At 65.8% G+C, this 14,249-nt stretch carries 6 protein-coding genes; 1 reads left to right on the forward strand and 5 read right to left on the reverse strand.

Features of this window, described 5'->3' with window-relative positions:
• Positions 1–9: 9 nt before the first annotated feature.
• The 4 genes from Q0263_RS16920 to Q0263_RS16935 form a co-directional block, all read right to left on the reverse strand.
• A complete protein-coding gene (locus Q0263_RS16920) occupies positions 10–3,765 on the reverse strand; it encodes a nitrate reductase subunit alpha (protein ID WP_298018900.1) in 3,756 nt (1,251 codons plus the stop codon).
• Positions 3,766–3,844: 79 nt separating this feature from the next.
• Positions 3,845–5,260, reverse strand: a complete 1,416-nt coding sequence (locus Q0263_RS16925; RefSeq protein ID WP_298018903.1) for a NarK family nitrate/nitrite MFS transporter — start codon at positions 5,258–5,260, stop codon at positions 3,845–3,847.
• 318 nt (positions 5,261–5,578) lie between these two features.
• Positions 5,579–6,778 carry a phosphoglycerate dehydrogenase gene (serA, locus tag Q0263_RS16930; protein WP_298018906.1) on the reverse strand — a complete coding sequence of 400 codons (1,200 nt, stop codon included), beginning with the start codon at positions 6,776–6,778 and terminating at the stop codon, positions 5,579–5,581.
• A gap of 162 nt (positions 6,779–6,940) precedes the next feature.
• Positions 6,941–8,884 carry a diguanylate cyclase gene (locus Q0263_RS16935; RefSeq protein WP_298018909.1) on the reverse strand — a complete coding sequence of 648 codons (1,944 nt, stop codon included), beginning with the start codon at positions 8,882–8,884 and terminating at the stop codon, positions 6,941–6,943.
• 143 nt (positions 8,885–9,027) lie between these two features.
• Here Q0263_RS16935 and ovoA point away from each other — a divergent pair, with 143 nt between their 5' ends.
• Entirely contained in the window at positions 9,028–11,178 is a 2,151-nt protein-coding gene (ovoA, locus tag Q0263_RS16940) for a 5-histidylcysteine sulfoxide synthase (RefSeq protein WP_298018911.1), read from the forward strand.
• A 57-nt stretch (positions 11,179–11,235) separates the two neighbouring features.
• Here the strand turns inward: ovoA and Q0263_RS16945 are convergent, their stop codons facing one another.
• Positions 11,236–14,088 (reverse strand): EAL domain-containing protein, encoded by a 2,853-nt coding sequence (locus Q0263_RS16945; protein WP_298018914.1) that lies wholly within the window; start codon positions 14,086–14,088, stop codon positions 11,236–11,238.
• Positions 14,089–14,249 lie beyond the last annotated feature (161 nt).

Raw genomic sequence — 14,249 nt, forward strand, 5'->3', positions numbered from 1 at the left:
TGCGTCTCCTTAGGCCTGTGTCTGGGCGGACACTTCGTGCGTTTCGTCCATCCAGTCGATTTTCGTCAGTTTGCGGACCACCACGAATTCATCCCGGTTCGAGCCCACAGTGCCGTAGTAATTGAAGCCATAGGCCAGGTGGGCATAGCCGCCGATCATGTGGGTGGGCTTGAGGACCGTGCGCGTCACGGAATTGTGGATGCCGCCGCGCTTGCCGGTGAGCTGGGATCCCGGCACGTTCACGATCTTCTCCTGGGCGTGATACATCATGGTCATGCCCTCGGGCACCCGCTGGCTGACCACCGCCCGGGCCACCAGGGCGCCGTTGACGTTGAAGACCTCGATCCAGTCGTTGTCCACGATGCCGGCCTTGGCCGCGTCGATTTCCGACATCCAGACGATGGGGCCGCCGCGCGACAGCGTCAGCATGATCAGGTTGTCGGAATACGTGGAGTGGATGCCCCACTTCTGGTGCGGCGTGATGAAGTTCAGGACCACGTGCGGCTCGCCGTTGCTGAACTGCTTGTCCAGCATGGGCTTGATGGTCTTGGTATCCACCGGCGGCCGGTACACGCACAGCGCCTCGCCGAAATCGCGCATCCAGGGATGATCCTGGTAGAGCTCCTGGCGGCCGGTCAGCGTGCGCCAGGGGATCAGCTCGTGCACGTTGGTGTAGCCCGCGCTGTAGCTGACCTTGTCGGATTCGATGCCCGACCATGTGGGCGAGGTCAGGATCTTGCGCGGCTGCGCCTGGATGTCGCGGAAGCGGATCTTTTCGTGTTCGCTGGAACGGATCAGGTGCGTATGGTCGCGCCCCGTGATCTTCGACAGCGCCTGCCAGGCCTTCATGGCCACGTGCCCGTTGGTTTCCGGCGCCAGGGTCAGCACGGTCTCGCAGGCATCGATGTCCGTGAAGATGCGCGGCTGGCCGTGCCCGACCCCGGGTTCGCGCTCGCGGTAGTTCAGCTTGCCCAGGAATTCGACCTCTTCCTTGGTGTCCCAGGAGATGCCCTTGCCGCCGTTGCCCAGCTTTTCGGCCAGCGGCCCCAGCGTCGTGAAGCGTTTGTAGATGTTCTTGTAATCCCGATTCACCACCATCAGGTTGGGCATGGTCCTGCCGGGGATCAGGTCGCATTCGCCCTTGCGCCAATCACGCACGGCATAGGGGTCGGTGAGTTCGCCCGGCGAGTCGTGCTGCATGGGCTGCAGCACCAGGTCTTCGTCGGGCAGGTCGGCGTCGGCGGCCAGTTCGGAGAACTTCTTCGCCAGGTTCTTGTAGATTTCCCAGTCGCTGCGCGATTCCCAGATCGGGTCCACGGCCGCCGACAGCGGGTGGATGAAGGGGTGCATGTCGGACGTGTTCAGGTCGTTCTTTTCATACCAGGTGGCCGTGGGCAGCACGATGTCCGAATACACGCAGGTGGTGGACATGCGGAAGTCCAGCGTCACCAGCAGGTCGAGCTTGCCCTGGGGCGCCTCGTCATGCCAGTTGACTTCCAGCGGCTTGCCCGCGCCCATTTCGCCCAGGTCCTTGCCCTGCACGCCATGCTGGGTACCCAGCAGGTGCTTGAGGAAATATTCATGCCCCTTGCCCGACGAGCCCAGGATGTTGGAGCGCCAGATGAACAGGTTGCGCGGGAAATTGTCCGGATTGTCGGGGTCCTCGCAGGCGAACTTCAGCTTGCCGTCGCGCAGGCCCCGCACCGCGTATTCCTTGGGGTCCATGCCGGCCGACTGGGCGTCGCGCACCACCTGCAGCGGATTGGTCTGCAGTTGCGGCGCCGTGGGCAGCCAGCCCATGCGCTCTGCCCGCACGTTCATGTCGATCAGGCTGCCCTGGTATTTCGAGGCGTCGGCCAGCGGCGACAGCAGTTCGGACACCTGCAGTTTTTCGTAGCGCCACTGGTCCGTATGCGCGTAGAAGAACGAGGTGCCGTTCATGTGGCGCGGCGGACGCAGCCAGTCCAGCGCGAAGGTCAGCATGGTCCAGCCGGTCTGCGGGCGCAGTTTTTCCTGGCCCACGTAGTGGCACCAGCCGCCGCCCGACTGGCCCACGCAGCCGCACATCGACACCAGGTTGATGATGCCGCGATACGACATGTCCATGTGGTACCAGTGATTCAGGCCGGCCCCCAGGATGACCATGGACTTGCCCTCGGTCTTGTCGGCATTGTCGGCGAACTGGCGGGCCACCGTGATGACCTGTTCGCGCGGCACGCCCGTGATGCGCTCCTGCCAGGCCGGGGTATAGGGGACGTCGTCATCGTAGGACGCGGCGACGTTGTCGCCGCCCAGGCCGCGGTCGATGCCGTAATTGGCCACGAACAGGTCGAAGACCGTGGCGACCAGGACCTCGCCTTCGGCCGTCTGCACGCGCTTGACCGGCAGGTTGCGCAGCAGGACCTCGTCGTGTTCCGTGCCCTTGAAGTAATCGTGATGCACCCCGCCGAAATACGGGAAGGCCACCGGCACGACTTCGTCGTGGGAATCGATCAGGGACAGGCGCGGGCTGACGTTCTGTCCCCGGGCGTCCTTCAGTTCCAGATTCCATTTGCCGGCGTCCTCGCCTTCCTTCTGGCCCCAGCGGAAACCGATGGACCCTTGCGGGACGATGAATTCACCGGTCTGTTCGTCGCAGGCGACGGTCTTCCATTCGGGATTGTTCTGCTGCCCCAGGCGGTCGGTGAAATCGGCGGCCCGCAGCTTGCGGTCCGGCACGTAGCGGTCGCCCTGGCGCACCAGGCGCACCAGGAACGGCATGTCGGTGTACTGGCGGCAGTAGCGGTCGAAATAAGCGCTCTTGCCCGCCAGGTGGAATTCCTTCAGCACCACGTGGCCCATGGCCAAGGCCAGGGCGGCATCGGTGCCCTGCTTCGGGTGGATCCACAGATCGCCGAATTTGGCGCCCTCGGCGTAGTCCGGGAAGACGGAAACGACCTTGGCGCCGCGATAGCGGGCCTCGACCATGAAGTGGGCGTCGGGCGTGCGCGTCTGCGGCACGTTGGAGCCCCACAGCATGATGAAGGTGGAGTTGTACCAGTCCGCCGACTCGCTGACGTCGGTCTGTTCGCCCCAGGTCTGGGGGCTGGACGGCGGCAGGTCGCAGTACCAGTCGTAGAAGCTGAGCAGCGAGCCGCCCAGCAGCGACAGATAGCGGCTGCCCGAGGCATACGACACCATGGACATGGCGGGAATCGGCGAGAAACCGGCGATGCGGTCCGGGCCGTGGCACTTGATGGTGTGGATGTTGGCGGCGGCGATGATCTCGTTGACCTCGTCCCAGGTGGAGCGCACGAAACCGCCCAGGCCGCGCACGGATTTGTAGGCCTTGGCCTTTTCGGGGTCGGTGACGATGGCTTCCCAGGCCTGCACGGCGTCCATGGATTTGCGCTGTTCGCGCCACATCCGCGCCAGGCGGCCGCGCAGCATGGGATATTTCACCCGGTTGGCGCTGTACAGGTACCAGGAGAACGTCGCGCCCCGGGGACAGCCGCGCGGTTCGTGATTGGGCATGTCGGGCCGGGTGCGCGGATAGTCCGTCTGCTGGGTTTCCCAGGTGACGATGCCGCCCTTCACGTAGATTTTCCAGGAACAGGACCCGGTGCAGTTCACGCCGTGCGTGGAACGGACGATCTTGTCGTGCTGCCAGCGATTGCGGTAGGCGTCTTCCCAGGTGCGGTCCTCGTGGACGACATTTCCATGGCCATTGGAAAAAGGCTCTTTCGGACGGGAAAAGTACTTCAGGCGATCAATGAAATGGCTCACGATGATTGCTCCGTTGGAAAGCGTTCGACTAAACACCGATCGGCGGCGGCACGGCCGCCGGATCGGAACCGGCGGGGCCTCAGCACGGAATTTCCGCGCCGCGCCGCGAGTAATACCACCAGGTGACGGCGATGGAGGCGGCATAGAACACGACGAAGAACATGAGCGCCGCGTCCGGGGTGCCCGTCAGGTCGAAGGACGTGCCGAAACTCTTGGGAATGAAGAAGCCGCCGTACGCGCCCATGGCGCCGCTGAAGCCCAGCACGGCGGCGGATTCCTTGGCCCCTTCGGATTCCGCCTGCGCCGGGGAGCCCGCCGCGTTGCGGCGCAGCGCCAGGGTATTGAAGATGGCGGGAATCATGGCGAAGGTGGACCCGTTGCCGATGCCGGTCAGGAAGAACAGGAACAGGAAGGCCAGCAGAAAGCCGGTGAAGCTGCCCGGCGATCCGGAGCCCGGCAGCGACGCCATGACGCCCAGCACGCCCAGCACCATCCAGAAGAACGTCCAGAACGTCACCCGCGCTCCGCCCAGCTTGTCGGACAGCCAGCCGCCGAAGGGCCGCGCCATGGCGCCGACCAGGGGGCCCAGCCAGGCGTACTGCAGGGGCCGGATGTCGGGGTACAGATACTTGATCAGCAGCGGGAAGCCCGCCGAAAAGCCGATGAAGGAGCCGAAGGTGCCCAGGTACAGGAAGCACATGATCCAGTTGTGCTTGCGCTTGAAGATGACCGCCTGTTCGCTGAAGGATGCCCGGGCGTCCGCGATGTCGTGCATGCCCACCCAGGCCATCATGGAGACAATGATGATGAAAGGCACCCAGATGAAGGCGGCGTTCTGCGCCCAGACCTCGGCCACGCCGTGGGCGCCGGACAGCTTGGCCATCTGGGGATCGCCGGCCCAGGGGCCGAGGATGCCCAGGGTGATCACCAGCGGCGCCAGGAACTGCACCGAAGACACCCCCAGGTTGCCCAGGCCCGCGTTCAGCCCCAGGGCCGAACCCTTGCGTTCCTTGGGGAAGAAAAAGCTGATGTTGGACATGGAGGAGGAAAAATTGCCGCCCCCCAGGCCGCACAGCAGCGCCAGCAGCAGCATCGTGGAATACGGCGTGGTCGGGTCCTGGACGGCCAGCCCCACCCCGATGGTGGGCAGCAGCAGGCTGGCGGTCGTCAGCGCGGTCCAGCGCCGCCCGCCGAAGACCGGCACCATGAAGGAATAGAAGATCCGCAGCGTGGCGCCCGACAGCGCCGGCAGCGCCGCCAGCCAGAACAGCTGGTTTTCCGTGTATTTGAAGCCCAGGTTGGGCAGATTGACGGCTACGACACTCCACATCTGCCAGACGGCGAAGGCCAGGAACAGCGCGGGAATCGAGATCCACAGATTGACGTTGGCGATGGCGCGACCTTCGTGCGCCCAGAACGCCTTGTCTTCCGGGGTCCAGACGGTCAGCAAACGGCCGCGCCGGCGTCTGGAAGCATCATCAGGCACAGTGCTCATGCAAGGACTCCTGTGATAGGGACCCCGTACGATAGACCCCACGACGAACAGGGATGCTGATCTGGATCAAAGCCACCGGAGTTTCCGGCAGGCGTCCCTGCGCCTGGAGGAGCGGACTGCGTCCGGAAGATTGCCCAGACCGCGTGGAAGCTACGGGTCCCATGATCTGACGGAATGGGCCCAGTATAAGTGTCCGGACGGACAAAGGCTACAGGGGGAAAAGCCCCCACGCTGCGCGGCCCGGGGACAAAAAACCGCATCTGGAGGGGATGCGGTTTTCGAGGGGCGGCCCGGCCGCCGGCGCGGCGCGGGCGGCGGTCAGACGCGATCGCAGCGGATGGTGATGGGGTGGCGGCGCAGGCCTTCGATCACCTGGTCGGTGACTTCGCCATCGACGTCGGTGATGGCGTAGCCGATCTTGCCGCGCGTCTGCAGCTGCTGGCTGACGATGTTCAGGCCGAATTCGCCCATCAGGTTGCTGAGCGCCCCCATGGCGCCGGGCACGTTCTGGTGGATGTGGATGATGCGGACCGCGCCGGCCTGCTCGTGGTAGGAGATCTCCGGGAAGTTCACCGTGCCCTTGGTCGTGCCGCTGGTGATGAAGCGCTTCAGCTTTTCCGCGACCTCGCGGCCGATGTTTTCCTGGGATTCCTGCGTGCTGCCGCCGATGTGCGGGGTCAGGATCACGTTGTGCAGGCCGCGCAGCGGGCTGTCCAGGGCTTCATCGCGGCTCTTGGGTTCGGTCGGGAAGACGTCGATGGCGGCGCCCGACAGATGGCCGGACTTCAGGGCGCGCTGCAGCGCCGGGATGTCCACCACCGTGCCGCGCGAGGCATTGATCAGGATGCTGCCCGGCTTCATGGCCGCGATGGCGTCGGCGTCGATCAGGTTGGCGGTGTCCTTGCCGCCCGGCACATGCAGCGTGACCACGTCCGCCTGGGCCAGGAACTTCTTCAGCGAGCTGGTGGCGTGGGCGTTGCCCAGCGGCAGCTTGGCTTCGATGTCGTGATACAGGACCCGCATGCCGAAGGATTCGGCCAGGATGCCGACCTGGGACCCGATATTGCCGTAGCCGACGATGCCCAGGGTCTTGCCGCGGGCCTCGTAGGCGCCGTCGGCGGTCTTGTCCCAGAAGCCTTCGTGGACCCGCGCGTTCTTTTCCGGAATCCGGCGCAGCAGCAGGATGGCCTCGCCCAGCACCAGTTCGGCCACGGAGCGGGTGTTGGAGAACGGCGCGTTGAACACCGGGACGCCGCGCAGGGCGGCCGTTTCCAGGTCCACCTGGTTGGTGCCGATGCAAAAGCAGCCGATGGCCCGCAAGTCCGGCAGTTCGGACAGCACGCTCTGATCGAGATGGGTCCGGGAGCGGATCCCGACGACATGCACTCCCTGCAGGGCTTCGCGCAGGGCGTCTCCCGTGAGCGCGCCCGGATAGGTGACGACCTCGTCAAACCCGGCGGCGACGAAGACTTCCTTGGCGCTGGCATGGATGTTTTCGAACAGAACGATGCGTGCCATCTTGATCCTTCTCAAGCATTGATAAATGACCATTGTGCGATATTTCTGAGTGCGCGTCAGGGTCATCCCTAATGAAAACAGGGTCAAAAACGTCCGGTTTCACAAGTATCCCCGGCCCGGCGGCATATGCTTATATCCCACGCGACCGGATTTCCCCCCGACTCAGGCCGGAAGACCGTCCCCATCCATCACCAGGCGGTCGCGCCCGGCGTCCTTGGCGCGATACAGGCAGGCGTCGGCCCGCCGGAACAGGGACTGGGCCGTGTCCCCCGGCCGCCAGGCCGCGGCGCCCGCGCTGAGCGTCAGCGACAGGCGCCGGCCGTCATCCAGGTCCACCGGATGCCGGCGCACGTGATCCAGCACCCGCTCGACCAGCGCAGCGGCATCCCGCGCCGCCGTGCCGGACAGGAGGACGACGAATTCCTCTCCGCCGAACCGGGCCAGCACGTCGGACCGGCGCCGCAGCAGATTGCGCAGGACTTCGGCCACCCATTTCAGGACATGATCGCCCGCATCATGGCCATAATCGTCATTGACACGCTTGAAACGGTCCAGGTCGAAGACGGCCAGCGCCATGCGGGGTTCCGCCGAATCCGGACGCTCCGCCGCCCGCGCCAGCGCCTGCTCCAGGGATTCGTCCAGGCCGCGCCGGTTCAGCAGGCCGGTCAGGGGATCGTGCAGGGTCAGCTCGCGCAGTTGCTGGTTGGCCTGCTGCAGAGCCCCCATGGCGGTCCGCAGATCGGCGGTGCGCGCCTGGACCTCGTTCTGCAGGGAACTGCGGGCCGCCGATTCGATCCGCAGGGCGCGGTCCAGCAGATCGCGCACCTGCATGACTTCGGCATAGGTCAGCAGAAAGATCTGGCTGCCCAGCGCCGTCTGCATCCAGCGTTCCTGGGCCATGAAGCCGGGCGCGTAGCCGAAGGCGGCCAGGCCGTAGAACAGGAAGCCTGCATAAAAGATCAGCCAGGAGGCGACATACCAGACGGCGGCGCGGTCGCCCGCCTGCGCATGCCGCGCCCCGATGCCGAACATGCACAGCATGCTGACCAGGGCATACACGGTATCGACCTTGATGATGAGCGAATACGGCGCCAGGAAACTGGCCGCGAACAGCGCCACGCCGATGCCGAACAGGATCCGGATCAGCCGCGCATGGCGCGGCCGGCGGCTGGCGTGAATGCCCAGGAACGCCCGCGTGAACAGCAGCAGGCTGAGCACCGCCAGCACCTCCGTCAGAGGAACCGCCATATTGGCCAGCCAGGGGGAGTCCGGCCACAGATACTGGAAGCTGAGCCCCGACATCGAAGCCAGGAACAGGCCCGCGCACAGGATGTATGCCGCGTTGTACAGGGATTGCGGGATGCGCAGGCGCAGGAACAGGGCCAGGTTGAAGATGGCCAGCAAGCCCATCGCCCCCATGAACATCCCTTCCGCCAGGCTGTGATTCTGCGTGCTGGACAGGGCGGATGCCGCCGTGCGCAGCGACAGGGGAATGTTGATGGCGCCGCTGCTGCGCACCCGGATCACCACCCCCAGGGACTGCCCCGGTCTGAAATCCAGCGGCAGCAGGAACAGGCGATGGCGCACCGGGCGGACCCCGAAGGGCCGCGCGTCCCCCATGTGTTCCGTCTTCAGCAGGACGGGCGCGGCGCCGGCGCGGGCGGGATCCAGGTCGTAGACCCAGAAGTCCACCTCATCGAGCAGGGGGTAGTCCAGCCGCAGGAACCAGGCGCGTCCGACCGAATCGGGATTGCGCAGCGGCACGTACACCCAGTACGCCGCCCGGGTATGAGTGAACACCAGCCGATCGGCATTGCGGCGCTGGACGGGCCAGCGGCCGCTGAGCACTTCCTCCGGCCCCAGCGCCTGCCGGTCATCCTGCACGAAACAGACATCGGCCAGCGACGGGATGTCCGGCTGCAGCACCGACAGGGTCCGGGTCGGGCACAGGGCGCTCAGGGGCGGCGACGCCACGGCGGCCGGGCCGGCGCACAGCAGCCAGACGCCCAGCAGCGCCCGCGCGATCAGCCATGCCAGGTCCGCGCGTCCGCTGACTTGCGACGCGCATGTCTTCCGGATGACCTTCCGCCCATGCCGACATTCCATGCCCCTTCGGGCCCCCCACGAAACGTATCAGGGTTATGCTGCATCAGTACATTATGCATGTGAAGCAACAAGGTCACGCGACTTTTTGGGCCGCCGTGTTAGCCTAAAGTGTTCATGCGCCTTCATTCTGTCCGGACATTTCCATGCCTTCCACCGCCACTCCGCTCTCTTCCGCCCCGGCCCCCCTGCGGCCGACGCGATTCATGCGCACGCCGAATCTGGCCGAGCCGGACACGGACCGACTGCGGGCATCGCTGCGCCAGTACTTCCTGGAAACCAGCGATCGCTACGAATCGCTGTTCCAGTGCCTGGCCAACGACGAGGCCTATTTCGTCAAGCCCATTGCGCTGCGCCACCCGCTGATCTTCTATTTCGGCCACACCGCCACGTTCTTCGTCAACAAGCTGCTGCTGACCCGCATGATCGACCAGCGCCTGGACCAGCGCCTGGAGTCGATCTTCGCCGTCGGCGTGGATGAAATGAGCTGGGACGACCTGGACGAACGGAACTACGACTGGCCGACCGTCGCCGAAGTCCAGGCCTACCGCAACAAGGTGCGCCAGCTGGTCTGTGATCTGATCGACCACGCGCCGCTGCAGTCCCCCATCGACTGGCAGAACCCCTGGTGGGCCATCATCATGGGGATCGAGCACGAACGCATCCACCTGGAAACCTCCTCCGTCCTGATCCGCCAGCACGCCCTGAAGTACGTGCGGCCGGCCGCCGGCTGGGAACCCCAGTCCGATGCGGGCGCCGCCGCTCCGGACAACGAGCCGGTCCGCGTGCCCGGCGGGACGGTCCGGGTGGGCAAGGCCTACACCGATCCCCAATACGGATGGGACAACGAATACGGCAGCCACACCGCCGAAATCGAATCCTTCCAGGCCAGCCGCTACCTGGTCAGCAACCAGGAATTCCTGGCCTTCGTCGAGGCGGGCGGCTACCGCAACCATCGCGACTGGACCGAGGAAGGCCGCCAATGGCTGGCCTTCAGCCAGGCCGAACACCCCACGTTCTGGGTGAAAAAGACCCAGGGCTGGGCGCTGCGCCTGATGACCGGCGAAATTCCGATGCCCTGGTCCTGGCCGGTGGAAGTCAACTACCTGGAAGCCAAGGCCTTCTGCAACTGGAAGGCCGCCGAGACCGGCCAGCCGGTGCGCCTGCCCACCGAGGACGAGTGGTACCGCCTGTACGATGCCGCCGGCCTGCGCGATCCCGACGACCAGCCCTGCGCCGCCAACCTGCACCTGGATCACGGGGCTTCGTCCTGCCCGGTCGACCGCCATGCCCACGGCGACTGGTTCGACGTGGTGGGCAACGTCTGGCAATGGACGGAAACCCCCACCTACCCGTTCAACGGTTTCGATGTCCACCCGATCTACGACGATTTCACCACGCCGACCTTCGACGGCCGGCACAACCTGATGAAAGGCGGGTCCTGGATCGCCTGCGGCAACGAAGCCGTGCGCGCCTCGCGCTACGCCTTCCGGCGGCACTTCTTCCAGCACGCGGGGTTCCGCTACGTGATTTCCCATGCGCCGGCCGAAGCCCCCGCCGCCTACTACGAAACCGACAAGCTGATGTCGGAATACGCCGAGTTCCACTACGGCGACACCTACTTCGACGTGCCGAACTTCTCGCAGGCGCTGGCCCGGCATGCCATCGCCGCCATGGGCGAACGCCCGCGCCGCCGCGCCCTGGACCTGGGCTGCGCATCGGGGCGCGCGACCTTCGAACTGGCCCGCGCCTTCGATCAGGTCACGGGGGTGGACTTCTCGGCGCGCTTCATCAACCAGGGCGTGCAGCTGATCCAGACCGGCCAGCTGCGCTACACCCTGGCCGACGAAGGCGATCTGGTGTCCTACAAGGCCCGCAGCCTGGCCGACCTGGATCTGCAGGACACGGTCTCCCGGGTCGAGTTCTACCAGGGCGACGCCTGCAATCTGAAACCCCAGTTCAGCCGGTACGACCTGGTCCTGGCGGCCAATCTGATCGACCGGCTGTACGATCCGGCCCGCTTCCTGGACCAGATCCACGAGCGCATCGTCTCCGGCGGCCTGCTGGTGATCGCCTCGCCCTATACCTGGCTGGAAGAACACACGCCGCGCCAGGCCTGGATCGGCGGGTTCAAGAAGGACGCCGAGAACTACACCACCCTGGATGGCCTGCGGGATCACCTGGGCGCCCATTTCCGGCTGGTGTCCGGCCCCACCGACGTGCCCTTCGTGATCCGCGAGACCCGGCGCAAGTTCCAGCACACGCTGTCGGAAATGACGATCTGGGAAAGGCGCTAGCCGCCCGTCCCGCCCCGCCCCGCCGCCCACATCCCGACGACGGATGGGGGCGGCGCTTCAGGACGCCAGCCTCGACCGGCGTTCCCGCACGAAGGCGGCGAAGGCCGCCGCCGTCAGCGGCCGGCTGTAGTAATAGCCCTGCGCCTCCTCGCAGCCGTTGGCCTTCAGGAATTCCTGCTGTTCGAAAGTTTCGACGCCTTCGGCGATGGTGCGCAGGCCCAGGCTGCGCGACAGCTGGATGACGGCCATGGCGATGGCCTGGTCGTCCGGATCGACGTTGATGTCGCGGACGAAGGACTGGTCGATCTTCAGCTTGTGCAGATTGAAGCGCTTCAGGTAACTGAGCGACGAATACCCGGTGCCGAAGTCGTCGATGGCAAACTGGACCCCGGCGCGCGACAGCTCTTCCATGCGCCGCGCCGCCGCCTCGGGCGCCTTCATGGCCACGGCTTCCGTCAGTTCCAGTTCCAGCAGGCTGGCCGGCACGTTGGCATCGGCCAGGATCCCCTTGATCCGGCCCGGCAGGTCCGGCTGGTTGAACTGCACGGCCGACAGGTTCACGGCGATGCGCAGCAAAGGCAGCCCCTGGTCCAGCCACTGGCGCAACTGCCGCATCGCGGTGCGCAGCACCCATTCGCCGATGGGGACGATCAGGCCGTTGGCCTCGGCGATGGGAATGAATTCGGACGGCGGCACGCGCCCCCATTGCGGGGACTCCCAGCGCAGCAGCGCCTCGGCGCCCAGGATGGCGCCGTCCTTGAGGGCCAGCTGCGGCTGGTAGGCCAGGAACAGTTCGCGATTGGACAAGGCCTGCTTGAGCGCATTGCTCAGCATCAGTTCGCGGCTGACGTGAGCCTGCATTTCGGGCGTGAACATCCCGACCCGGCGGCGCCCGTCGCTCTTTGCGCGGTACATGGCGGTTTCCGCGCTTTTCAGCAGAGTATCGAATTCGGCCGCGTCGTCGGGATACAGCGCCACGCCGATCGTGACGGAACTGAAGATGTCCTGATCGGCCAGCCGCAGCGGCAAGGCCACCGCCTGCAGCAGGTCGCGCGCCCGCGCCTGCGCCTGCTGCCGGGTGGCGCCGGGCAGCACGGCGACGAAGTCGTCCCCCGAATACCGGGACAGGAAGGCCGCGCCCGGCAGCCGGGACCGCAGGCGCTGCGCCATTTCCTGCAACAGCGCGTCGCCCATGTGATGACCCAGCGAATCGTTGACGGCCTTGAAATGATCCAGGTCCATCCACAGGGCGGCCAGCCGGCCGCCGCGCTCCATGGCGTCGCGGCACTGCTCGCGCAGCTGGTTGCGATTGGGCAGGCCGGTGAGCTGATCGAACTGCGACAGCCGCCGGATGCGTTCGGCCGCCTGACGCTTTTCCGTGACGTCCTCGTTGTGGGCCAGATAGTTGGTGACCCGCCCCTGGGCGTCGCGCACCGGGTAGATCAGCACGGACTCGGTGTATTCCCGGCCGCTCTTGCTGAGATTGTTCCATTCGCCGCGCCACGCCTTGCCCTGCGCCAGCTGCGCCCACATGGACCGGAACGTGGTGGCGGGCGTGCGGGCCGGCTTCAGGCGGCGCAGATTGCGCCCGAGGACCTCGGAAGCCGCATAGCCGCTGATGCGCGTGAAGGCTTCGTTGACGAACTCGACCCGCGCATGCCGGTCGGTGATGATGATCGAGACGGGGCTTTGCACCACGGCGGTGGACAGCGTGCGCAAGGCCTGTTCGTTCTTCAGCCGGGCCGTGACATCGCGCGAGACCACCACGAACTGGGGCGGGTGCCCCGGCGGCATGGACTTGCGGGCGACGGAAAGCTCGAATTCGCGCGGCTTGCCATCCACGTCGTCGAGCGTGATGAGCTTTCCCCGGGACTGGCCCCTCGCGGCGGCTTCCTGCAGGGCGCCCAGCACGATCCGGGCGGCCCTGGGCGACAGGACGTCGCCCACGGCGCGGCCCAGCAGCTGGTCCGCGGGGGCGGACAGATCCGAAGGCCGGCTGGTATGGACCGAGAGATAGCGTCCTTCGATGTCCATGTCGAAGACCAGATCCGGCATGGCGTCCAGCGTCGCCTGCAGCTTGTCCTGGGAATCCTGCAGCAGCGCATAGGGGTGCCGCACCGCCTCGACGAAGGCGGCCCGGTACAGGAAGACGTAGGCGATGACCTTGTAGAGGTGGCCGAACAGCATGTAGATGTCCGTCACCCCGGAGTACAAGGTCAGGAAGAATTCGCCTTGCGCCATCACGCAGGCCGAGACGAACAGGTCGCCGATGTTGTAGCGCCGGGGGCGTCGCATGCGCAGCCAGAGCAGCAGCGCCGCCACCAGGTACAGGGCGATGAGGCCGTATTCCGCGAGGATCTTGAAGGTGGTCAGCCCCCGGCCGGGGACGAAGGTCTGCGGTATTTTGTCCGGCCATCGGAAATACAGCGCCGTAAGGCCCGCCACCAGCGCGACCACGCAGGTCACCTGCAGCCACAGGGGCACGCGGATGGCGCGCCCCTTCCAGGCCAGGGCGGCGACCGCCAGCAGGCCCGCCGCACCGAACAGGCGCGCCAGCAACCAGAAGTAGATCGCCTTCCCCTCGTCGTTGGGCGTGATGAAATCCGGCATGCCCGGATAGGCCAGCAAGTGCAGGAAATCCAGTAGCGCCACCCCCAGGAAGGCGCTGCCCAGCAGGACCAGATTGCCGGGCAGGGCTTCGTGGCGGCTGGTCCAGAGCACCGCGAAAATCAGCGAGGCCATCAGGATGGAGACGGCTTCGGCCAGGTTGTGCAACGGCAGATACGCGGCGATCTGATGAAACGGCGCAGGGAACGCCAGGCCGCTGACCAGAATCAGCAGCACCATCAATACACTGACAGAACGGATGGCGCGGCGCGCATCCGCCTGATAGCTGGGGTGTATCCACATATCGGCTACTTGTAGGTCATGCGCCAATGTACCGGGGAGCTCTCGCCAGTGGCAAGCCGCTCGTTTCCCTGGCGTCCGGCGCGCCGGGCGACCACGATTGAACCATGGAAATCCGGCCGGATCCATGCATCAGGGAAATTCCCAGGTCATGAACCCGATAT

The sequence above is a fragment of the uncultured Castellaniella sp. genome (assembly GCF_937988725.1).
Lineage (GTDB): Bacteria > Pseudomonadota > Gammaproteobacteria > Burkholderiales > Burkholderiaceae_B > Castellaniella.